This is a genomic window from Cellulosimicrobium sp. BMG9.23 (assembly GCF_059159985.1).
On the sequence record NZ_JBZGBZ010000004.1, the window covers coordinates 90684 to 113619 of the forward strand.

At 73.7% G+C, this 22936-nt stretch carries 17 protein-coding genes; 2 read left to right on the forward strand and 15 right to left on the reverse strand.

The annotated features are described in order from the left end of the window. Nucleotides 1-125 precede the first annotated feature (125 nt). The 12 genes from AC4H2G_RS07030 to AC4H2G_RS07085 form a co-directional block, all read right to left on the reverse strand. Entirely contained in the window at nucleotides 126-1148 is a 1023-nt protein-coding gene (locus AC4H2G_RS07030; RefSeq protein WP_494365052.1) for a sortase, read from the reverse strand. Then, nucleotides 1145-1978, reverse strand: a complete 834-nt coding sequence (locus AC4H2G_RS07035; protein WP_494365053.1) for a hypothetical protein — start codon at nucleotides 1976-1978, stop codon at nucleotides 1145-1147. The genes AC4H2G_RS07030 and AC4H2G_RS07035 overlap by 4 nt, the downstream gene beginning before the upstream one ends. A gap of 253 nt (nucleotides 1979-2231) precedes the next feature. Further along, the gene (locus tag AC4H2G_RS07040) at nucleotides 2232-3479 is read right to left on the reverse strand and encodes a hypothetical protein (protein WP_494365054.1); all 1248 of its coding nucleotides are present in this window, start codon (nucleotides 3477-3479) and stop codon (nucleotides 2232-2234) included. 89 nt (nucleotides 3480-3568) lie between these two features. Further along, nucleotides 3569-4429, reverse strand: coding sequence for an Ig-like domain-containing protein (locus AC4H2G_RS07045; protein ID WP_494365055.1), 861 nt, complete (start codon nucleotides 4427-4429; stop codon nucleotides 3569-3571). Nucleotides 4430-4475: 46 nt separating this feature from the next. Then, nucleotides 4476-5864 (reverse strand): Ig-like domain-containing protein, encoded by a 1389-nt coding sequence (locus AC4H2G_RS07050; RefSeq protein WP_494365056.1) that lies wholly within the window; start codon nucleotides 5862-5864, stop codon nucleotides 4476-4478. 171 nt (nucleotides 5865-6035) lie between these two features. Next, entirely contained in the window at nucleotides 6036-7205 is a 1170-nt protein-coding gene (locus tag AC4H2G_RS07055) for a substrate-binding domain-containing protein (RefSeq protein WP_494365057.1), read from the reverse strand. A gap of 179 nt (nucleotides 7206-7384) precedes the next feature. Further along, nucleotides 7385-10096 (reverse strand): hypothetical protein, encoded by a 2712-nt coding sequence (locus AC4H2G_RS07060; protein WP_494365058.1) that lies wholly within the window; start codon nucleotides 10094-10096, stop codon nucleotides 7385-7387. Between the two features lie 33 nt (nucleotides 10097-10129). Further along, nucleotides 10130-11884, reverse strand: coding sequence for a phosphate ABC transporter substrate-binding protein PstS (locus tag AC4H2G_RS07065; protein WP_494365059.1), 1755 nt, complete (start codon nucleotides 11882-11884; stop codon nucleotides 10130-10132). Continuing rightward, on the reverse strand, nucleotides 11881-13239 hold the full coding sequence (gene pstA / locus AC4H2G_RS07070) for a phosphate ABC transporter permease PstA (protein WP_494365060.1): 1359 nt from the start codon (nucleotides 13237-13239) through the stop codon (nucleotides 11881-11883). Before pstA ends, AC4H2G_RS07065 begins: the two co-directional genes overlap by 4 nt. Nucleotides 13240-13250: 11 nt before the next feature. Then, entirely contained in the window at nucleotides 13251-14390 is a 1140-nt protein-coding gene (gene pstC, locus AC4H2G_RS07075) for a phosphate ABC transporter permease subunit PstC (RefSeq protein ID WP_494365061.1), read from the reverse strand. Nucleotides 14391-14766: 376 nt separating this feature from the next. Next, nucleotides 14767-15159 (reverse strand): DUF5615 family PIN-like protein, encoded by a 393-nt coding sequence (locus tag AC4H2G_RS07080; RefSeq protein WP_494365062.1) that lies wholly within the window; start codon nucleotides 15157-15159, stop codon nucleotides 14767-14769. Continuing rightward, nucleotides 15156-15386, reverse strand: a complete 231-nt coding sequence (locus tag AC4H2G_RS07085) for a DUF433 domain-containing protein (RefSeq protein WP_494365063.1) — start codon at nucleotides 15384-15386, stop codon at nucleotides 15156-15158. Before AC4H2G_RS07085 ends, AC4H2G_RS07080 begins: the two co-directional genes overlap by 4 nt. 193 nt (nucleotides 15387-15579) lie before the next feature. On the opposite strand from AC4H2G_RS07085, the gene AC4H2G_RS07090 reads away from it, so the two are divergent. Continuing rightward, nucleotides 15580-16977 (forward strand): sensor histidine kinase, encoded by a 1398-nt coding sequence (locus AC4H2G_RS07090; RefSeq protein ID WP_494365064.1) that lies wholly within the window; start codon nucleotides 15580-15582, stop codon nucleotides 16975-16977. After that, entirely contained in the window at nucleotides 16974-17726 is a 753-nt protein-coding gene (locus AC4H2G_RS07095; protein WP_494365065.1) for a response regulator, read from the forward strand. Before AC4H2G_RS07090 ends, AC4H2G_RS07095 begins: the two co-directional genes overlap by 4 nt. On the opposite strand, the gene AC4H2G_RS07100 is transcribed toward AC4H2G_RS07095, so the two are convergent. The 3 genes from AC4H2G_RS07100 to AC4H2G_RS07110 form a co-directional block, all read right to left on the reverse strand. Next, nucleotides 17671-18153 carry a hypothetical protein gene (locus AC4H2G_RS07100; RefSeq protein ID WP_494365066.1) on the reverse strand — a complete coding sequence of 161 codons (483 nt, stop codon included), beginning with the start codon at nucleotides 18151-18153 and terminating at the stop codon, nucleotides 17671-17673. The two genes, AC4H2G_RS07095 and AC4H2G_RS07100, sit on opposite strands and share 56 nt — an antisense overlap. Before the next feature lie 148 nt (nucleotides 18154-18301). Beyond that, nucleotides 18302-21484 carry a bifunctional [glutamine synthetase] adenylyltransferase/[glutamine synthetase]-adenylyl-L-tyrosine phosphorylase gene (locus AC4H2G_RS07105; RefSeq protein WP_494365067.1) on the reverse strand — a complete coding sequence of 1061 codons (3183 nt, stop codon included), beginning with the start codon at nucleotides 21482-21484 and terminating at the stop codon, nucleotides 18302-18304. Continuing rightward, a complete protein-coding gene (locus AC4H2G_RS07110; protein WP_494365068.1) occupies nucleotides 21481-22818 on the reverse strand; it encodes a glutamine synthetase family protein in 1338 nt (445 codons plus the stop codon). The genes AC4H2G_RS07105 and AC4H2G_RS07110 overlap by 4 nt, the downstream gene beginning before the upstream one ends. Nucleotides 22819-22936 lie beyond the last annotated feature (118 nt).

Genomic DNA, 22936 nt, shown 5'->3' on the forward strand with positions numbered 1-22936 from the left:
GCTCGGCGACGGCGGGCTCGGCGACGGCCGACGGCGCGTCGGGCGGCGCCGCGGCCGCCAGGACCGTGGTCCGGTCGGTCGGAATAGTCATCGGTCTCTCCTCGGTTCGGGGTCGTGGAACTCGGTCACAGCAGGTTGGGCAGGGCGTCCATGACGAGGTCCGCCGCGGTGACGCCGAGCGCCACCAGCAGGGGCACGCCGATCACCCAGGCGTGCCGACGTCCCCAGGTGCGCCACAGCCACACGACGGCGACGCCCGCGGCGGCGAACAGCACGACGACGAAGAACGCCGTGAACCAGGCGTCGGACTGGGCTCCCATCTCGCGCTCGGCGTCGGGCAGCGCGGGGGTGAACAGCACCTTCACGGGCGTCTCCTGGACCGCCGACGTCAGCTGGGCGTCCACGTGCAGCACGCCGGAGGGGAACAGGGGCAGCCCGTCGGCGGTCATGAGCTCGAGGCGCCCCTCGTCGGCGTCGAGATCGGCGGGCAGCGGGTCTCCGGCCCGGCGCTGGCCGAGCACGGTGTAGGTGTGCACGCCCTGGCCGGTGGTGACGACGATCTCGTCACCGGGCACGAGCTGGTCCAGGTCGCCGAACGGGCCGCCGTAGGCGAGCTGGCGCCCGAGCAGGATCGACGGGCCGCTCTGCCCCGGCATGACGGAGTCGCGCCGGTGGCCGAGCCCGCCGCGCAGCACGCCGGAGTCGGTGCCCTCGCGCACCACCTCGGTGAGCCCGATCGCGGGGATCTGCAGCAGCGCCACGGGCGTGCCGTCGGCGACGAGCTCCTCCTCGATGGTGAGCTGCCCGACCGGGGTCTCGCCCTTGGCCAGCGTGGTGCGCAGCTCGTCGTAGGCGAGGGTCTGGGTGCGGTGGTGCTGGAAGGAGGAGAACAGGGTGGCGTGCGCGACGAACCCGAGCAGCAGCAGCGACACGGTGAGGATCGCGGTGCCGATCCACCAGCGGCTGTCGCGCGGCGCGGGCGGGCGCGGCGCCGGGGCCGGCAGCGCGGGGCGGCGTCGGGCACGCCGGGGCCCGCGGCCCGACGGCGGCGGCGCGTAGACGTCCGACGGCCGCGGGGGCGCCGGCTCGGACGCGCGGGTGCCCGTCCGGGTCTCGGTGTCGGGTCCGGCGTCGACGACGGTGCTCATGCCGGCACCCCCGCCCCGAGGCGCAGGGTCCGCAGGGCCCACCAGCCGCCGTACGCGAGGCCGACCGCCCCGATGCCGCCGCCCGTCCACCACGCCCACCGGGGCACGTCCAGTCCCGCCCCTGCGGCGCCGTCTGCCGACGTCCCGATCAGGAGCTTCGCCTGCGCGACGACGGTGCCGCACCACCCGGCGAGCTGCAGCGTGTGCTGGCCGGGGGCGACGTCCTCGCCCACGGGCACCGCGGCGGTCACGGCGCCCTGGCCGTCAGCCGCCGCGGCCACGACGAGGACGGGGTCGGAGAAGAGCGCGACCTGCACCTTCTCGTCCGGCGCGAAGCCCGTGGCCGTGGCGGACACCGTGTCGCCCGGCAGGTACACCTCGGCGTCCACCGTGGCCTCGGCGGTCTCCTCAGCAGGTTCCGTCGGCGCCGCGGGCTCGGCCGGGTCGACGCACGCCGGCTCGGCGCCGCCGTCCGCGGCCGGCGCGGCGGGGTCGCCCGACGCCGGGGCCCGGCCCGTCGCGCCGGGTGCGGTCGGGGCGGGGATCCGGGTCGTGCCGGGCACGCTCCCGGTGCCCGGCACGGTGCCGGTGCCGCCGCCCGTGGGTGGTGGGGTGGTGGCCGGGGGCGGCGTCACGGGCGGTGCCGGGGGCGGAATCGGGGGCGGTGTCGTCGGGGGCGGCGTGGGCGACGGCGTCGGGATGCTCACGCTGATCCCCGTGCCGTCGTCGTCGGCCGCCCAGGCGGGGCCGGCCAGGCCGCACCAGGCAGCGACGGTCAGCCCGCCGACGGCGAGCAGCGCCGGCAGGCGGCGGGCGGGTCGCTGGTTCATCGGGCTCTCTCGTTCTCGGTCGTGTGGGGTGCGGTTCGGGTGGCGGGCCTGTCGGTCCGGGGAGCCAGGTGTCTCGGCGAAGTTGTCAAGTAGGAGCCGGCGAAGTTGTCAAGTAGGACCCGCTGACCAGGACCAGCGGTGCGTGGTGACGTGGCCGGGCGCGAGCCGGACACGACGTCCCCGACCTGCGGCAAGACGACGTGGCCGTGGTTCCGCTCGCGCTGCTGGGTCCCTCGAAGGGTCGGCTGCGAGGTCATCGGGCTCTCTCGTTCTCGGTGGGGTGGCTCGAGGTGGGGTCGGGGTCGTGCCCGACGGCGCGCGGTGCGGCCGTCGCGGCGAGCACCTCGGCGCGGGCCTCGGCGCGCACGTGGTCGGCGTAGTCGGCGAGCTCGGCCGCGAGGTGCTCGCGGGCGCGACGCCGGGTCACGACGACCGCCGCCGTCGCGCCGACCACGACGACGAGGATCGCGAGCGCCGCCCAGGGCACGGCCCACGTGGTGCTCGACGCGCGGGCCACCGCGGGTTGTGGCCCGGCGCCCGCGGCGTCGGTCCCGTCGGCGGCGACCTGCTCGGTGCCCTCCGCGGGCGCGGCCTGCCCGGACGGGGTGGCCGTGACCGTGACGTCGGCCCAGAGCAGCAGGAGCGGCGGGACGCCGGGCAGGGTGGCCTCGACGTGCGCGACGCCGCCGGGCACGAGGTCGGTGACGGGCTCGACGGGCACAGTGCCCAGGTCGATGCCGAACGGCCCGGTCAGCTGCACGCTCGGGGTGGCGTCGAGGCGCACGTTGCCGGTGTTCGTGAGGTCGAACCCGACGTGGGCGGTGCCGCCCCCGACGAGGTTCGCGCCACCGTCGTACCGGGTGGCCACGCCGGTGACGCCGACCGCGGGCTCGAGCGCGCCGTCGACGCGCAGGTAGACGCGCGTGCCGACGCGGTCCTCGCGGCGCACGGCCGCGCCACCGTCGCCGGTGGTCTCGGAGACGTACGACGCGACGATGCCCGCGGCGTGATCGCCGGGCGTCGCGTCGACGGGCACGGTGACGGTGAACGGCAGGTCGGCCCGCTCCCCCGGGCCCAGGGTGACCTCGACGCCGAGCCCGGCCGCGCACGCGGCGGCGGCCTCCGCGTCGGCCGCGCCGGGGCACGACGCCGGGCCGGAGTCCACGGAGGTCCAGGCGCCCAGGTCGGACGACGGCTCGTCGGCGCCGATGAGGGTGAACGCGCCGGTGTCGTAGTCGGTGGTCGCGTCGGCGGCGTACACGCGGAAGGTCGCGGCCCGGTCGGAGAAGTTCGACACCGCGACTCGGTCGCTGACGGTGGTGCCAGGAGCGACGGCGTAGTCGAACGCGGTGCGCCCGTCGGGGCCGTCCGGCGACGAGGGCTGCACGCTCCAGGTGACCTCGTCGCCGTCGGCGGCGAGAGCGGGCGCGGCCACCCCGGCGAGCCCAGCGGTGACTGCTGCGGCGAGCGCCCAGGTCGCGGCGGTCCTCCGGACGATCATGTGGTGCTCCTTCGAGAGAGGGTGCCGGGGTGCCGCGGCCCGCTCGTCGCGGACCGCGGCACCCGGAGAGTCAGCCGACGATCACGGCGTCAGCGCCGCACGCGGACGACGTCGGACGTCGAGCCGTCGTGCTGGGCGTCACCCGAGTACTCCGCGCGGAAGGAGTACGACCGCCACGGCTTGAGGCCGGTGACGTCGACGGTCGCGACGCCGTCGGTCACCGTGGCCGTCCCGACCGTGCGGCCCGTGGCGACGTCCGTGAACGTCACCGCGCCGGTCGCGGAGGACGGGCCGACGTCGGCCGTGAGAGTGGCGGCCTTCCAGCGGCCGTCGGCGGTCAGGGACGTCGTGGTGGCCTCCTTCACGAGCTCCCAGGAGCCCACGTTGGTCGCGTCGTCCCAGCTCAGGCGGACGTCCACCGAGAAGTACCTGGAGTCACCGACGCCGGCACCGGCGGGCGGGAACGTCGTGCCCGGAGCGTCGCCCGGGTCGCACGTGATCACGTAGGTCGCCACCCCACTGCGGCCGTCGAACCGGTCGGCGGGGAAGCCGTAGGCGGCCCAGCGGGAGGCGGAGCTGCCGGTCCGCACGATCGGCTCGCCGTCGAGGCCCGAGCCGGCGATCGGGGAGGTGGCCACCTTGACCAGCGCGGGGAGCCCGGCGTCGGACTGGCTGACCGCCGCGGGCCAGGTGCCGTCCGGCCACACGAACAGCACGCGGGACGATCCGCGGTACCCCTCGGGGCAGCCGACCTCGGTCGTCAGGGACTGCGGGCCACCGGCGGCTGTGATCTCCCCGGCGGTCTTGTCGAGGGTGATGCCGCCGAGGCGGGTGTCGGGGTCGAGCACGGGGTTGGCCGCCTGGGCGGCGGGGGCGGCCAGGACGGCCCCCAGCGCGATCGTCAGGGCGGCGGCGAGGCGCGCCGCGCGACGGGTCGTGGTCTGAGACATGGTTCCTGCCTTCGTCAGAGGGTTCATGGGAACGGATCGGCCCGGGTCAGATGAGCGTCAGGGTGAGGGTGGCGGTGTAGTCGCCGGGGGCGCTGTCGGCCGGGGCCTTGAGCGTGAGGGCGGCGTCCACGGTGGTGGTGGTGCCCGTGACCCCGGACGTGGCCTGCGCGAGCGGCTTCGGGGAGGACAGGCCGCCGCCCTGCCCGGCCGCGACCTCCGCGCCGGCGGTGCCGGCCGCGGTGCCCTGGAGCTGCGGCTTCCAGCCGAGGGCGCTCGCGGGGATCTTGGCCGACGCCTGCTCGGCGTGGGCGAAGTCGCTGACCTCGCCGTTGAGCGTCCACGCCAGCCGCTCGGCGCGGTTGTCGGTGACGGTCACCTGCCCGAGCGAGCCCGTGGACGTGTAGGTCGAGCCGTCGAGCGTGGGCACCCCGAGCGCGACGTCGCCGCCCGACACCGTGAGGTGCAGGCCGTTGGCGTCCGCCGGGATGGTCACCGTGACGGTCTTGTCCTCCTCCTGGGGCTCCGTCGGCTCGGCCACCGTGGTGACGACCGCGTCGTTGGAGTCCGACCCGTCGTGCTGGCCGTCACCCGCGTAGGTCGCTCGGAACCGGTACTCGGTGTCGGGCTCCAGCTCGTCCACCGTGAGGGCGGCGCTGCCACCCTCGAGCGGTGCGGTGCCGATCGCCTCGGGGCTGCCGTCGGTGACGTCGTGGAAGGTCACGTCGCCGGTGGCGGCGGCCGGGCCGACGGCGGCGGTCAGCGTGACCGAGCCGTCGTTGCCCGCCGTCGGGGTCAGGGTGGTGGTGGTGTCGACCTTCTCGACCGGGCCGCTCCCGTCCACGACCTCCCAGGTGCCCTGGTTCGCTGCGTCGTCCCAGTCGATGCGGAGGTCGACGGAGAAGTACTTCGAGTCGCCCACGCCGGAAAGGTTCGACGGCAGGGTTGCCGGTGCCGGGGCCTCGCCCGGGTCGCACGTGACCAGGTAGGTCGCCACGCCGCTGTGACCGTCGAAGTTGTTGCCGCTGTAGCCGGCACCGTTCCACTTGGACGCGAACCTCTGGAAGCCGTCCGTCTCGGACAGGTTGGCACGGTCGATCGGCTGCCCGTCGAGCCCGCTCCCGGCGACAGCGGCGACGTAGGCCATGGCGACGAACTGCGAGCCACTGGTGACCCAGGTGCCGTCCGGCCAGATGAAGTGCACCTTGGACGAACCGCGGAATCCCTCGGGGCAGCCCGTCTCCGTGGTGAGCCGCTGGGGGCCGCCGGCCCAGGAGATGGCGCCGCCGGTGACGTCGAGCGTGAGGTCACCCAGGCGGTTGTCCGGGTCCAGGCCCGGAGCCAGCGCCTGGGCGGGAGCGGCGGTCAGTCCGCCGAGGGCGACCGCCAGCGTGGCGGCCAGCGCGAGGCCCGCACGGCGGACCGATGTCAAGCGCATCGTCGAGTTCCCTTCGTGGGTCGACCCGGACGGTCCGGGGCGGTAAGAAGCGCGTGCGTGGCGGTAGCCGGTCGCTCCGACTGCCGCCGTGGAACCGGGGTGCGCCGCCTGGCGGGCGGCACACCCCGGCGTGGGCCTCAGCTCACCCGAGGCTCACGTCCCTGGCGGGACTCAGTTGCGGCGGTAGGACTCGGTGTCCCCGGCCTCGTAGAAGCCCAGGCCGATCTGGACGCCGTTCACGCCGGTGCCCCGGTTGATGAGGGAGCCAAAGCCGAAGTCCTCGATCGTGTACGTCCCGTCGCTCGACGTCGCGTGGTACGCGGCGCCGCCGGAGCCGCCGAACAGGTACTCGATGTCGGAGCCCGGGACGATCGCCGCGTGCGGCACGACCGTGAACACCGGCCGGGCCAGCGGGAACGCCGTGTTGAGCACGCCGTCCGCGAGCGGCTGGACGCCGTTCACGGTGGCGAGCTCGGCGCCGTCGCGGCGGTCGGCGACCGTCACGTCGTAGAGCGACTGCAGCTGCGTCGAGTTGCCCTGGGCGATGTGCTGCGCGATCGAGTAGGGCGCGATCGCGTTGTCGACGTCCGCGAGCACGGCGCCGTCGTGCTCCTGCACCGAGCCGCCCGAGTACGTGTCCGACACCGCCGAACCGATGGTGGCGCCGTTCAGGACCGTGGACAGCCAGAACGAGCGCGTGCCCGAGCCGGCCTGCGGGATGAACGGCACGATGTCGGCACCGCTGCCCTGGACGCCCACGGTGTAGTCGGTGCCGTCGATGGTGACGCTCTCACCGTTGTTCGACGTGTAGATCTCGATGAGCTCCGCCTGGGTCAGGTCCCGCGGCACGGTGGTGTTGTCCCCGTCCACGGCGTAGGTGACCGCGTCCACCGCGAGCGGGACGTACGCGTACGTGCCGTTCTGGTCGATGGACGACGGTGCGCTCGACGACCGGGAGACCTGGATGTCCGCCGGGCTCAGCTGCACGCCGTTCCACAGACCGTTGGTCCAGGCCGCGCGCAGCGCGGTGAACCCGTTGCCCGACCCGTTCGGCCGGTCGAAGAACGGCCCGTCCGGGCGGGTCTGGATCGGGGAGTAGCCGGTGGCGTCCCACGAGCCGAAGATCAGCTTCCCCTCGCGCAGGATGACGGCCGCGAGGCCGTTGTTGAGGTCCTGGGTGGTGTCGGAACCGACCGCGTCGACCGTCCGGTTCAGGTCGGGCTGGCCGGTGGCCGGGTCGATCGGGTCGGCGGAGGCGGTGGCCGCCCCGCCGAGGAGGAGCGCTGCGGTCGCTGCGCCGGCGAGGAACCCGCGGGCTCCTCGCTGGAGGTGCTTGGACATGGCATGCCTTCCTATTAGAGTTCCCCCTCACAGGTCGCGAGCGACCTTGCGTCCCGTCAGGGACACGGCCCCTCACCCCGGTTCGCTGCTCGGGTGGGGGGCCTCCGCGTGCGGGCGGGGGTGATGACCCGCACGGGAAGCCTGTGTGGAGTTGGTCTCGCCGGTGGCGGGCGGGTCGCTCAGCCGGTGAGGTCGCGGCGCCGCAGGAGGAATGGCGCGCCGACCATCCCGGCCAGTGCCGCGAGCAAGGTGCCGCCCAGGGCGACCGACGCGGCCAGCGACGCTGTGTCGTCCGCGGCCGATGCCTCGTCCTGCGTCGTCGTGGGTCCACCGGGGCCGTCGGCTCCGGGGTCCGACGACGGATCACCGGCCGCCGGGTCGCCGTCCACGGGGACCGACACGTTCGTTCCGGTGTCCCTCCCGGCACGTCCCGCGCCGGCGGGGTCGCCGGAGCCGTCGTTCCCGTCCGCGCCGGGACCGTCGGCGTCCGGGCCGGACCCGGGTGGTGCGAGCAGCCGATCGGCCAGGGCGAGCGCTGCCGTCTGCTGCTCGGCGGTCAGCGGCACGTAGCCCTCGGGGAGGCCGCCCCGCTCGCCCGTGACGACGTTGCCGTCGGTCGCGGCGTACGTCAGCAGGTGGGCGTACTCGGTGCGGGCCGGTCCGTCCAGGCGGCCCACGCGCAGGTCGACCGCCGCGTGGATCGTCGTGGCGAGCGGGTAGGCGCCGGCGGGCAGCGCGGTCAGGTCGATGACGCCGACCCCGCGCTCGTCCACCGGCCCGGAGGCGATCGCCGTGCTCAGCGACTGCTCGTCGTAGCCCACGAACTCCCGCGCGTCCGCGACGTCGTCGGCGGTCGTGGTCCGGTCCAGCGGGAGCGCGAGGCTCGCGGTGCTCAGGCCGTACAGCTCCGTCGACGTCGCCGTCACCGGGCCCATCATGAGCTGTGGCCGGTCGGGGGTGGGAGGCGTCTTCCGGTTCCAGCGGCCGGGCGCCGTGAGCCCGACCGCGACGTAGTTGGGGTCCCACTCGTCGGGCATCTTGGAGTCCGCCCTCGCGACACGTACCGCGTTGTCCTCGAGGTCCTGCGCGTACGGCGTGTAGGCGGTGGAGTCGATCTGCTCGCCCTTGTACTTCTCGGTGGCGGTCGCCAGGTCCGGGTCGAGCGTCTGGTCGGCCTTGGGGAAGGTGTCGAGCGGCACGCGCGACAGGTCCACCCCGTACCCGCCCCCGGCGGCCCCGGGGTGCCCTGCCGGGAGGTAGTACGGGTTGACCGTGTTGCCCCACGGGTCCGGCTCGCCACGGAGGAACGCGCGGGCGTCGGCGTCCGCCTGCACGTACTGCCACAGGAGCCGGATCGCGTCGTCGCCGCTCGGCCCGGACACGACCCACGTCATGCGGTCGTGGTTGCCGAAGTCGGTGGGGTTGCCGAGCGCGATCCACTCCTCGTCCTCGGTGACCCTGTGCTTCGCGAGCACGTCGAACGACTCGCCCACCCTCTCGCCGCCCGCGAACTGCACCCACGGGACGTGGTACTTGTAGGACTGGGTGAGGAGTTTGGCAATCAGGCGTGGGGTGAGGCGCAGGTCGGTGTGCGCCGTCCCGTCCATCTCCTGGGCCACGAAGCCGATCGTCAGGGCCGTGTTCGCGAGCGGCGCGTAGCCGAGGTCGGCCTCGGCGAGCAGCTCCGGGTTCGCGGTGCCGATCGAGTCGGGAGTCAGCGGGGCCGCCACCGCGGCGAAGTCGGTCGTGCCGGTCAGGAGCTGGGTGCGGGTGAGGGTGCCGCTGTTGGTGTTGAGGGAGAACGTCGCGCCGCCGTCGCCGGCGCACAGCGCGGTCTGCCACGAGCTCATCGCGTCGGCGATCAGCTCGCTGCCGACGACGCTCCGCTCCGCCGACCCGGCGGGGCAGCGCTGGAACGGGTTCTCGAAGTTGAGCGGGACCACCATCCGGTTGTCCCAGAAGGTGCACTCCGCCGACACGGGCGACCCGTGCTGCCCCTTCAGCTCCCGGCCGAAGGTGTTGATCGGTCCCATGGTGCGATTGCCGCAGATCGTGCCGTCGGCGAGCGACCCCGAGTGCGTGCCCCGGGGGACGACCACGAGCCAGCACCGCTCCCCCGCTGCCTCCGGGTCGCCGCAGCCCAGGTACGGTTGGGCGGCAGCGGACTGCACCAGCATGTTGTGCCGGGCGGTGCCGTCGGCCGCGATCGGGACGAAGGGCTGCTCGTTCGAGATGGAGGCGTCGAAGAAGATCCCGAGACCGCGGTTGCTGCGTGACGTGCTGCCGTCGCCGACAGGCACCTCGATGGTCTCGTTCTCCTGGCCCGTCACGGCCCGGAACTTGACCTGGTGGACCCATCCGCGGTCATAGGTGCTGCCGACCGGGTGCACGTCCTTACCGCCTCCGCCGACCTCCGAGGGCGAGTACCCACCGAACTGGCACGTCTTCTCGAAGTCCTCCCCCAGCGGATCACCCCAGCACTGCATGAGCTGGAGGTAGTTGTTCCGGTAGCCCGGGTCACCCGACGGCGCCGTCGGGGCCATCCCCGAGGCGGTGACCGTGACGACCTGGTCGATCAGTCCCTCGGTCTGCGACACCGTGACCTCGAGGTCCTTGAAGTCGTCCCAGTGCCCTGAGCCGTCGGCGTCGTCGACCATGTGGGCCCGGTCCGGCTGGTAGCGCTGGAGGTCCGCGGGGTTGCCGCCCGCCCACTGCACGGTGACCGCCGAGTCGGTCGGTCCGCCGCCGGCGGGGTCGTCGGCGGCACCTGCGGGGCCCGAGCCGAGCAGGGTCACGCCGACCAGCGCGGCCACCGTCGTGAGGGCGCCCCACCGCACCGCCCGGCGGCGGGTCCTGGCGCCGTTCGTCCTCGCGCGTTCGTTCACGATCACGTCTCCTGGTCCTCTGATGAGCTGATCAGGTCGTCAGCGGCGCCGGCTCGGCGAGCCGCGCTTCGGGTCGGTGGGCAGGCCGCCGCGGTTGCCGCGGCCGCCGAGCAGGGGCGGCAGCGTCGCGGCGGCGAGCAGTCCCGCCCCCGCGGCGGCGGTCCCGAGCAGCGGGAGCAGCGTGGTCCCGGCGGACGGGATCTCCTGCGGAGTGGACGCCGCGAGCAGCGAGCCCGACGTCGCGCCGCCGAGCTCGTCGAGCGCGGCCGCCGCCGCGGCGTCGTCCGGGCCCGCCGCATCGCCCGCGCCTGACTGCGCCCCGTCGGCGTCCGGATCGGTCTCCGTCGCGCCGGGGCCCCCGCCGTCGGCGCCGGTCGCCGCCTGCCCCGAGGCGCCCGCGTCCCCGCCGGTGTTCTTCGTCGGCGCCGTCGGGGTCTCCTTGGCGCCGCCCGTGCCCTCGGCGCACTGCACGGGCCCGACCTTGTCGCACTCCGGCGGGTAGGGGGCCTCGTTCGCGAGCCGGTTGGTGCCGTCCGGGCTGAACGTGGGGTTGTTGCAGTCGGTGATGCCCTTGATCACCGGGTTCCCGCCGGGGATCTTCTGGATCTGCGTCTGGCCCGCCTGCACCAGGTTGATCGGCAGCGGCGAGTAGCCGAGAGTCTCCGCCTGCTGCTGCCCCTCGCACAGGAAGTACGCGCCGAAGTCGGCGAGCGTCAGCCCCTTGTCCTCGGTGAAGCTCGCCTCCAGCTTGGTCGGCAGGATGATGTACGAGTAGCTGGACAGCGGGTAGGTGCGCGCGTCCGTCGAGCCGTACACCTGCGACAGGTCCTGCGTGAGGTAGTCCGGCGAGGTCGTGTCCTCGTTGATGCGGGCGCTCAGCAGCGCGACCGCCACGTTCGCCGCCGTCGGCTCCGTGTAGTACCCGCTGTCGTTGAGCATCTTCACCACCGGGTACCCGGAGCTCAGTGCGTACGAGTACTCCACGAACGTGATGGCGCCCACGGCCTGCGACTGCGCCACGTAACCCGCGACCCCGTTCGCCCCGGAGCGGGACTGGAACCCGCTGCCCGGCGCCGTCGGATAGTTGCTCGTGACGCCGCAGTGACCCTCGATCAGCGGCCGGTTCACGACGCCGCAGTACTCGTCCCAGAGCGCCGTGTGCTCCTGGCGCATCCAGATGGTGAACTGCGCGCTCGTGCCCGACCCGTCGGAGCGCACCACCGGCACGATCGGAGTCGCCGGCAGGGCGAGCTGCGGGTTGTCCGCCGCGATCGCCGCGTCGTTCCACACCTTGATCTTGTTGGTGAAGATCTTCGCCAGCGTGTCCCCCGACAGGCGCAGGTTGGTGACCTTGCGCCCGCCGATCTCGAGGTTGTACATGAACGCCGTGCCGCCCGCGACGATCGGCATGTACGCGAACCCTCGCTGGGGCCGCAGGTCGCCCTCGTTGGAGTTCTTGATCCCGTACGGGATCTCGCTGACGCCGAAGTCCGCGGTGCCGTTCGCGAAGTCGTTGCGCCCCTGCGTCGAGCCCGACTCGGAGTACGTGATCTTCCACTGGTAGTTGTTGAACACGTTGCGGAGCCACTGCTGCAGCGCGTTCGCCGACCACGTGGAGCCCGACCCGACGATCGGGGCGTGCACCGACCCGACCGCCTGGGCGGTCGAGACGGACCCCAGGACGCCGGTCAGGAGCATCGCGAGGCCGAGCAGGGCCGCGGTGAAGCGGGCATGGCCGAGGCGAGCGATCACCGGGCGCGCGGGCGCGCGGCGGGCGCGCTGGGGGGCGGTCATCGGGAGGTCTCCTCGTCGTCGCGTGCGGTGGGGCCCGACGGCGGACCGTCGCCGGGCCGGGGCGGGGTGACGGTGCGGTCCCACTCGGCGGCCGCGGCGGCGAGCTCACGGCTCGCGAAGCGGTCGGCGTCGCGGGCGCTGGCGGCGCGGGCGCGGCGCTGGCCCCGCGGTGACAGCACGCCCGCTCCCCTGCCCCCGATCAGGCGCGCGAGCAGGAAGAGCACGAACACCATCGCCATGAGCACCGCCGCCGCCCCGAAGCCGCGGGCGATCTGCGTGGGCTCCGGCGACTTGACCAGCGTGAACGTCGCGAACGGCAGCGACACCATGGGCCCGGTGAGCGGGTTGGGGTTGAAGAACGTGGTGTAGCCCGCGGTCAGGAGGATGGGGCTCGTCTCGCCGATGCCGCGCGCGGTGCCGAGCACGATCGCCGTCATGAGTCCCGAGCGGCTCGTCGGGAGGACCACGTGCCACACCGTGCGCCAGTGGCTCGCGCCCGTCGCCAACGACGCCTCCTTGAGGGTCTGCGGCACCAGGCGCAGCACCACGTCGGACGACCTGATGATGATCGGCAGGATCATGATCGTGATGGCCAGCGCCGCGGCCAGACCGGACTTCGGCAGGCCGAACATCAGCACGTACGTGGCGTAGATGAACAGGCCGCAGATGATCGACGGCAGCGCCGTCATCGCCTCCGTGACGGTGCGGACGATGTTGGTGAACGGGCTCGGGAACTCCGCGAGGCACACCGCGGTCAGCAGCCCCAGCGGGATCGAGATCGCCAGCGCGATCGTGATCATGATCAGCGTGCCGACCGCCGCGTGCGCCATGCCGCCCACCGTCAGCGGGTCCAGCGGGCCGGCGAGCGAGAGGTCCTGCGTCCAGAAGTTCCCGTGCAGGAACGCGTCCGAGCCCCGGGCCAGGGTGAAGACCACGACGACCGCGAGCGCCAGCAGCAGCACCACGGCCGCGGAGTGGATGACGACCGCGACGACCCGGTCGGCGATCGTCACGCGGTCGTCGTCGAAGCCGATGAGCACGACGAAGAACAGCAGGAACAGCAGGTAGGCGACCGCGACGAACCCGAGCGCCCCCTGCGCGGCCAGGACCTGCGAGAACAGCCACCCCGTGGCGGCGAGCGACGCGGCGGCGGCCCCGACGAGGCGCAGCACGTCCTCGCGGCGGATCGTGGCCAGGTTGCGGCGCGTCTCCGGGCGCGGCGTCGTGATGACGCCGTCGTGACCCGGGATGTGGGTGCGGGTGAAGCGGCCCGGGCGCGTGGCCCGGCGGGGGCCGCGGGCGGCGGCGCCGTCGTGCCCCGCGGCGGGGTCTGTGGTCGTGATCGTGGCTGTCATGGAGGAGCCCTTCAGCTCGCAGCGCCCGAGCGGGAACGCTGGATGACGAATCCGGCGACGAAGTTGACGAGCATGGTGATGAGGAACAGCACCAGGCCCGCGGCCATGAGGGCCGAGACCTCGAACGCGCTCGCCTCGCCGTAGCGCAGGGCGATCAGCGCCGAGATCGAGTTGGTGCCCGTGGACAGGACGTGCCAGTTGATGACGTAGATCGGGCTGATCACCATGTAGATGGCGATGGTCTCGCCGAGTGCCCGGCCCAGGCCGAGCATCGTGCCGCCGATCATGCCGCCGCGTCCGAACGGGTAGACGACCGAGCGGATCATGCCCCACTTGCTGGCCCCCAGGGCCAGTGCGCCCTCCCGCTCGCCGACGGGCGCCTGCTCGAAGACCTCGCGCATGATGCTCGCCGCGATGGGGGCGACCATCATCGCCACCACCAGGCCGGCGAGGAACGCCGACGCCGTGAACACGGACGGGGTCGCCAACGGGTTGTCCGGGTCGAAGGTCGGGTTGGCGAACAGCGGGATCCAGCCGAACCACGTGGAGATCCACTCGGCCACCGGCAGTATCCGTTCCTGGAGCCAGAAGAAGCCCCACAGCCCGTACACGACCGACGGGATCGCGGCCATGAGGTCGACGACGCCGACCAGCAGGCGCTTCAACCCCGCGGGCGCGTACTCGGAGATGTAGGTCGCGGTGCCCACCGCGAGCGGGATCGCCGTCCCGATCGCGATCAGGCCGATCGTCACCGTGCCGAACAGCACCGCGGCGATGCCGAACCGGCCGCTGTTGGGCTCCCAGTCCTGCTCCGTGATGAAGCTCCACCCGGCGACGTCGATCGCCTGGGCACCCCGGAGGAGCAGGAACAGGCCGACCAGGGTCATGATCGCCAGCACCAGCACGCCGCCCGCGTGCGTCCCGAACCGGAAGAACCGGTCCGAGGCGCTGCGTCGGCTCACCAGCGAGCGGGTCGGGTCCACGAGCGCGTCCCGCGGGGCGGGGGACGTCTCCAGGCCCAGCTCGCGCAGCTCGGTGCGCGTGCGCTCCAGCTCGGCGATGGCCGTGTCCCGCTGCTCCAGGGTCCGGGCCTCACCGGTAGGGGGGTCGTCGCGCGTGCCGGCGCCGTCCGGGCGCTCGTCCGTCGTCATCTCGAGAGAGCCTCCAGGCCACTCCCCCGGCCGAGTGCCGAGGGCGTCGACTGCATCCTGTGGGGCCTCCCTCGGGAGGGCAAGGAACGGGGTGCCGCACACCTCATGGACGCCAGGAGAGGGGCAGGTGAAGCCCAGGCGAACGGCAGGAACCGCCGCCGCGCGAAGTCCGCTGACCTGCGCAAACACCCCGCGATCGCACCCCGTCTCAGGCGCGCGGCGGTCCTTTCGGGGGCTCCGACCACCGTCGAGAACCACCCGATAGGAGGGGGTCGAAAAGGCCGAGGCCGCCCCTCGACTTGGGCCATGCACGCAGCGTTCCGCGAGTGCGCGCGCCCATGACGGAGACGGCCCGGAACGACGGGATCAGTCCCGGCTATCCCTCACGTGCGCCGGAGGATCGGCCGATCGGCAGGAGCCGAATCCGGATCTCGTCGTCGCTGAGCACCGCGACGGCCCCGACCTTCAAGTCGTCGGCGATGGCAGGCAAGTTCGCCACGAGCAGCGCCCCGATCTCCTCCGCTCGGCGCCCGTTGGTCCTTCGAAGAAGGACGAACGACGGGCCGGATCGTCCTGAGATGGCGAGAAGGGCACCGAAATCGGAGTCCGCCGAGACCAGGACACGGTGACTCGCTGCCGCCGTCTCCAGGACGACGGCGTCGGTTGCCGCCGCCAGACCAAGGTCCCGGACATGTTCGGTGTCGTGCCCCGCCGCTGCGAGCAGCGCGACGAGCCGGACCGAGAGATTGTTGTCGAGAAGGAGCCTCATGCGGCCGGGATCAGAGGAAGGTGACGCTCGCTGGCGAGCTCGGCGGCGAACCGCAGCGACGCCGCGACGTCCTCGGCGGTGAGATCCGGCAGGTCTGCGACGATCTCAGCGGGTGACATCCCGTCAGCGACCATCGCGATCACGGTAGCGACCGGGATCCGCAGCCCTCGGACCGTCGGCACGCCGCCCATGACGGCCGGATCGACGGTGATGCGCGAGTTCGTCATCTCACCACGATAGAGCCCAGGCATCGTCCCTGTCCCGGACACCGCGACGCACGAGGTCATCGTGCACGCCGAACCGACGTCCGGTGAACGTCCGGCGTCGCGCCGATGAAATCGAGGAGCACCCCCCGGAGGCGTCCGCACACGGTGGCATCATGAGCGCGACACCGGCCCGACCACAGGGAGCGAGACGGCGATGGGGGGCAGAGACGTGCCGTCCGCGGAGCTGCTCGGCGTCCGCCGCGTCGGCCGCGGGCTCGCGCTCGTGGCTCTCGTCGGCAACGCCGTCTGCTACCTCGGCACTCTGTGGCTGCTCCCCCGTACCGGCCTCTCCCACGACGCGCAGGTCGAGGACTGGCGGGCGGTCGCCGTCGTCGGCCTGATGAGCACGCAGGCCCTGTGGCTGCACTGGCTGCGGCGTCGGGCGCTGAGCACGTACGTCGCGTCCCTCACGCTGTGGCACGGGTCCCTGCTCGTGGGCGGTGGTGCGGCGCTGCTGCTGCAGCCGGGCGTGCTGCTCGCGGGGTTCGGGCTCGCGTCCGAGCGCCGCGGCCCCGGGCGCGTCGTGACCGTCGCCTACGGGGTCCTCACGACCGCCGTCGTCCTCGTCGGCGTCTCCGTCCTGTATCCGGTCGCGGGGGCTGCCCGCTGGGACGAGCCCGCGTCCCTGGCCGTGCGCGGGGTCCTGGCCCTCCTCGTCGTCGCCGTGCCCGCCGCCCTCGGTACCTGGTACGCGCACCTGCGCGACCGCGCCGAGCGCATCGCTGCCCTCGCCCACCAGATCGCGGCCGGCGAGACCTCCCGCACGGCCGACGCCGTCGCCGCCGAGCGACGCAACCTCGCCCAGGAGCTGCACGACACGTCGGCTGCCCACCTCGCGGCGATCATCACCCTCACGACGGCCGCGACCAGCAGCACGGGCACCGCGCCCACCCCGCAGCTCCTGGCACAGATCCACGACGAGAGCCGGCGCCTCTACCAGGGCTTCGAGAGCGTCGTGACCCGGCTGCGCCAGGAGGAGCGGACCCTCGCCGACCGGCACCCCGCCGGGCACAGCGCCGGCCAGCACAGCGTCACGGAGCTGGTCGAGCTCGTGGCGCAGCACGGCGAGGCCACGGGCGTCGTCCCCGTGCTGCACCACGACCCGGACCTCGCCGAGATCGACCGGCGCCTCGGTCCGATGCGCAGCCACATCGCCTACCGGGTGGTGCAGGAGGCGCTGAGCAACGCGCGCAAGCACGCCCCCCGCGCGGCCGTCACCGCCGTCGTCGAGGACGACGGCGCGAGCGTGCTGCTGCGCGTCGAGAACGACGCACCGCCCCTCGTCGCTCCCCCGGGGCGCGACGGCGGTAGTCCGGCCGGCGTCGCCCTCGGCCTGGGGTACGGGATCGACGGGATGCGCGAGCGGCTCGCCTCCGCGGGCGGCAGCCTGCGCACCGGCCCGCGCCACAGCGGCGGGTGGGCCGTGCAGGCGCTGCTGCCGCACCCCTCCTACCGCGAAGACTCCCCCCGCGAGGACACCTACCGCGACGACGAGCCCGAGGCCGACGTGCTCACCCTCGGCGCCCCCCACGACGAAGGAGCCCCCCGATGACGACCATCACGACCCTCATCGTCGACGACTCGGGCGCCGTCCGGCGGTCGCTGCGCACCCTGCTCGAGACCACCGAGGACATCCGGGTGATCGGCGAGGCCGACAACGGCGTCGACGCGGTGCGACTGGCCCGGCGTCTGCGGCCCGACGTCGTGCTCATGGACCTGCGGATGCCCGAGGGCGACGGCCTGGACGCGATCGAGGCGCTCGCCGGGATCGGCGTCGAGCACCCGGTCCCGGTTCTCGTGTTCACCACGTTCCACCTCGACGAGTACCTCTACGGCGCGTTCGAGCGCGGCGCCGTGGGGTTCCTGCTCAAGAAGAACCCGGGAGACATCCCCGCCGCGATCCGCTCGGCCGTCAACGCGGGAGCACTGCAGTCGCCCGCCGTGCGCCGGCGCCTCCAGGCGGAGTTCGCGCGCGGCAGCAACCGGGCGCGCGTCGGGGAGACGCACACGCCCGGGGCCGTCCACCGGCCGCCGAGCGCACCCGGCGAGCCCAGCCTCGCGGAGACGCTGACCGAGCGCGAGCTCGAGGTCATCGCCGCGCTCGCGGACGGGCTGAGCAACAAGATGATCGCCGCGCGGCTCAACCTCGGCGAGAACACGGTCAAGTGGCACATCGGCAACATGCTCGACAAGACGGGCACGCGCGACCGCACCCAGCTCGTGGTCTGGGCCTACGAGCGCGGGCTCAACCCGTCGCCCGGACCAGGCCGACAGGGACGTACGAGCCCCAGGAAGGCCTGACCGCGAGCATCGTCAGCGTCCGGCGGGCGTGGCGGACCGCCGCCGCCCGCTGCGACAGGGCCCACACCCGGGGTGCCACGAGGACCACCTCCGGCCCGAGCGCGATCCACCACGTCAGGTGCGTCCCGTCCAGGTCGCGCACGTAGACCGCGCGCAGCTCGGCGGCCCGGTCCACGACGCGCGCGGCGTCCCCATGAGCCTCGGTCGCGGTGGCGAAGCCGCGTGCACGCACCGCCGCGACCTCGTCGTCCGCCCGGAGCAGCTCCCAGTGGCGGACGCCGGGCGTCCGGTCCGCGGGCGGCCGCACGTCCCCCGTCGGGTCGACGGGTCGCATCGCGAGCATGTGCTCGCGCCGTCGCACGCGGTCGTCGTACCCCGTCTCGCCCGCGGCGAACAGGACCAGACGCGGCCCCCCTGCTTCCAGCATCGGCGCTCCCTCGTGACGTGTGGGCCTCGAACCGGGACCCGTCGTCCCGTCGTGCGGCACCACCGCCGTCATCCTAGGAACCGGTGCGGGCCCGGCGGCGCCCTTCGCACGAAGACCACCCGAACGGAGGGGGCGGCGGGCGCGGCGCTCAGTCCTCGCCGTAGAACACGCGCTCCATGACCGCCCGAGCGCGCCGCGCGGTGCGCAGGTAGTGCTCCTCGAGCTCGGCGCCGGTGTCGACGCCCGGCAGGTCGAGCACGCGCGCGAGGCCGTGGAGCGCCTGCCGGTCGTGCGGGAGCACGTCGGCAGTGGTCCCACCGGTGCGCCCGGACCACAGCACGAGCGCACTGCGCAGCCGCGACGCGAGGTGCCACGCCTCGCCCAGCACGGCCGCGTCGTCCGCCTCGACGAGACCGGCGGCGACCGCGGCGTCGAGCGCCTCGACGGTCGACGTCGTCCGCAGCCCTTCGACCTGGTGTGCGTGCTGGAGCTGCAGGAGCTGGACGGTCCACTCGACGTCGGACACTCCCCCGCGACCGAGCTTGAGGTGCCGTGACGCCTCGACCCCGCGCGGCAGCCGCTCCGACTCCACGCGCGCCTTGATGCGCCGCACCTCCCGCACGTGCGCCAGGTCCAGGCCTCCCGCGGGATACCGGACCGGGTCCGCCGTCCGGAGGAACGCCTCTCCGAGACCGGCGACGTCCCCGGCGACCGGCCGGGCGCGCAGCAGCGCCTGCGCCTCCCAGACGCTCGACCACCTTTCGTAGTACTCCGCGTACGACGCGAGCGAGCGCACGAGCGGTCCGTTGCGGCCCTCGGGCCGCAGGTCGGCGTCGACCGGCAGCGCGGGCTCCGGTCCGACGGCGGACAGCAGCTGGCGCAGCCGAGTCGCCACGGCGAGCGCATAGGCCTGGGCGTCGCGCTCCTCGACACCGGGCGCGGGGTCGAGCACGAACAGGACGTCCGCGTCCGAGCCGTAGCCCATCTCGCGCCCGCCAAGACGCCCCATCGCGACGACGAGCACGCGGGCCGGCGCGGACGCGGGGTCCTGGGCCGTGTACCCCAGCTCGCCGCGCGCGACGAACTCCGCGACCCGCAGCGCGCCGACGAGCACGACGTCCGCCGCGTCCGAGATGGCGCGTGCGGCGTGCACTGGGTCGACGACGCCGAGCAGCTCGGCCGCCCCCGCGCGCGCGAGCTCGCGCCGGCGCACGGCGCGCAGGCTCACCGTCGCCGGCTCGACCTGGTCGGCGCGCGTGAGGATCGCGTCGGTCTCCGCCGCGAGCCGCTCGGCGCCGCGCGGGGTGAGGTCGGCGTCGGCGGCGAGCCAGCGCACCGACTCGGGCGAGCGCCCGAGCGCGTCGGCCAGGTAGCGCGAGCTCGAGAGGAGGTGAGCGAGCCGTCGGGCCGCGGAGCCGGAGTCGCGCAGGAGCTTGAGGTACCAGTGCGTGGCGCCGAGCTGCTCGGAAAGCGTGCGGAACGCGAGGAGCCCGGCGTCGGGGTCGGCGCCCTCGGCGAACCAGCCGAGCATGACGGGCAGCAGCTGGCGCTGGATCGCCGCGCGCCGGCTCACGCCCTCGGTCAGCGCGAGGACGTGGCGCATCGCGCCCGCCGGGTCGCGGTACCCGATCGCGGCGAACCGGGCCTTCGCCGCCTCCGGGGCAAGGCTCACCTCGTCGGGCGAGAGCTGCGCCGTCGCGGGCAGCAGCGGGCGGTAGAACAGCTCCTCGTGCAGCGTCCGCACCTCGCGGCGCGTCGCGCGCCAGCGCTCGGTGAGCCCCTCGGCACCCTCGGCACGCAGGCCGAGCGAGCGCGCGAGGCGGCGCAGCTCGTCGTCGGACGCCGGGACGAGGTGGGTCCGCTTGAGGCGGAAGAGCTGGATGCGGTGCTCGAGCGAGCGCAGGAACCGGTAGCACACGCCCAGCCGCGCCGCGTGGTCGCGTCCGACGTACCCGGCCGCGGCGAGCTCGGTCAGCGCGGTGAGCGTCGACCGGCTGCGGATCGAGTCGTCGCCGCGCCCGTGCACGAGCTGCAGGAGCTGGACCGTGAACTCGACGTCGCGCAGGCCGCCCTTGCCGAGCTTGAGCTGGCGGTCCGCCTCGGCCGCGGGGACGTGGTCCTCCACGCGCCGACGCATCGCCTGCGAGTCCTCGACGAAGTTCTCCCGGCCCGCCGCGGACCACACGAACGGTGCGATCGCCTCCTCGTACGCGCGGCCCAGGTCCCGGTCCCCCGCGACGGTGCGCGCCTTGAGCAGCGCCTGGAACTCCCACGTCTTGGCCCAGCGCTCGTAGTACGCGACGTGGCTCGCGAGCGTGCGCACCAGCGGACCCTGCTTGCCCTCGGGGCGCAGCGCGGCGTCGACCTGCCACAGGGGCGGCTCGCCGGACGTGCCCCAGCAGACACGCGCGAGGCCCGTCGCGAGGCGCGCCCCGACGCTCGTCGCATACGCCTCGTCGTGGCCGTCGGTGGGATCGACGACGTAGATCACGTCGACGTCGGAGACGTAGTTGAGCTCCCGGGCGCCGCACTTGCCCATGCCGATCACCGCGAGGCGCACGCCCGCGCCGTGGTCGTCGAGCTCCGCGCGCGCGACCGCGAGCGCGCCGTCGAGCGCCGCGGCCGCCAGGTCGGCGAGCGCCGCGCCGACGGCGGGCAGGCGCGTGAGGGGTTCGGTCGCCGTGAGGTCGGTGGCGGCGATGCGCAGGAGCCGCTCGCGGTACGCGCGGCGCAGGGCGTCCACGCGCTCGGGTCCTGGCGCGTCCGCGACCGGCACCGCGGCGTCCGGGTCCGCGCCGACGGCGCGCAGCAGCTCCGCGCGCACCTCCTGCGCGTCGACGCCCGTACCCGGCGTCGGGTCGGCGACGACCTCGAGCAGCGAGGGCCGGCGCACGACGTCGTCCCCGAGCGCGACCGAGGCGCCGAGCACGGCGAGCAGGCGGTCCCGCGCCTCGCCGGGGTCGAGGCAGCGACGCGCGAGGTCCGCGAGCGGGCTCCGCCCCTCGGCCCCGGGGCGCAGCGCCCCGGCGAGCCGCACGACCTGCAGCAGGGCGAGGTCCGGGTCGGCGGCCTCGCCGAACGCCGCGAGCACGTCGTCACTCGGCCCGTCGCCGCCAACGGCGCCGACGCCGGTCGCGCCGCCCGGCTGCTCGTCCGCCGGGTCGTCACCCTCGTGCGGTCGCGCACCGCCGTCGAGCAGGAGGGCGAGGTCCGCGTCTGCGAGCAGGCTCGCCGAGCGCGTGATGTCGGCGAACCCGACGCGCGCGAGGCGACCGGTGAGCGTCGGCCGGCGCGACCCTCCGGACCGGCCCGGCGTCGTCGGGCTGCTCACAGGACCTGGAGGAACCGCTTCAGCTCGAACGGCGTGACCTGCGCGCGGTACGCGTCCCACTCCTGGCGCTTGTTGCGCAGCACGAAGTCGAACACGTGCTCGCCCAGCGTCTCGGCGACGAGCTCGGAGCTCTCCATGATCTGGATCGCGGCGTCGAGCGACTGCGGCAGCGGCTTGATGCCGAGCGCGCGTCGCTCGGCGTCGGTGAGCTCCCACACGTCGTCCTCGGTGGCCTCGGGAAGCTCGTAGCCCTCCTCGATGCCCTTGAGCCCGGCCGCAAGCATGACGGCGAACGCGAGGTACGGGTTCGTGGCCGAGTCGAGCGCGCGGTACTCCACACGGCTCGAGTTGCCCTTGCCCGGCTTGTACATGGGCACGCGCACGAGCGCGGAGCGGTTGTTGTGACCCCAGCACACGTAGCTCGGCGCCTCGGCGCCGCCCCACAGGCGCTTGTACGAGTTGACGTACTGGTTGGTGATCGCGGTGATCTCCGCGGCGTGCACGAGCAGGCCCGCGATGAACTGGCGCGCCGTCTTGGACAGCTCGAACTGGGCACCGGGCTCGTGGAACGCGTTGCGGTCGCCCTCGAAGAGCGACAGGTGGGTGTGCATGCCCGAGCCGGGCTGGTCGGCCATCGGCTTGGGCATGAACGACGCGAACACGCCTTGCTCGAGCGCGACCTCCTTGACGACCGTGCGGAAGGTCATGAGGTTGTCCGCCGTGGTCAGCGCGTCGGCGTAGCGCAGGTCGATCTCGTTCTGGCCCGGTCCGGCCTCGTGGTGGGAGAACTCCACCGAGATGCCCATGGACTCGAGCATCGTGATCGCGGCGCGGCGGAAGTCGTGCGTCGACCCCCGCGCGAGGTGGTCGAAGTACCCGCCCTGGTCGACCGGCACGAGCGGCGACTCGGCGTCGGCGGGCTGGTTGAACAGGTAGAACTCGACCTCGGGATGCGTGTAGAACGTGAACCCCTTGTCGCTCGCCTTCGCCAGCGCGCGCTTGAGGACGTTGCGGCTGTCCGCGAGGGAGGGCTCGCCGTCGGGCGTGAGGATGTCGCAGAACATGCGCGCGGTCCCGTGCCGCTCGCCGCGCCACGGGAGCACCTGGAACGTCGTCGGGTCCGGCTTGGCGATCATGTCGGCCTCGTACACGCGCGTGAGTCCCTCGATCGAGCTCCCGTCGAACCCGATGCCCTCGGCGAACGCGGACTCGAGCTCCGCCGGGGCGACCGCCACCGACTTGAGCATCCCGAGCACGTCGGTGAACCAGAGCCGGATGAAGCGGATGTCGCGCTCCTCGACCGTGCGGAGCACGAACTCCTGCTGCCTGTCCATGCGGTACATCCTGCCTGATCCCCGTGACGAACGGGTGACACGACCGCGTGGCGGACCTGTGGCGGGCTCCGCACCCCGTCCGTCCCTCGCGGACGAAGCGGGCGCCGCGCTCGTCTAC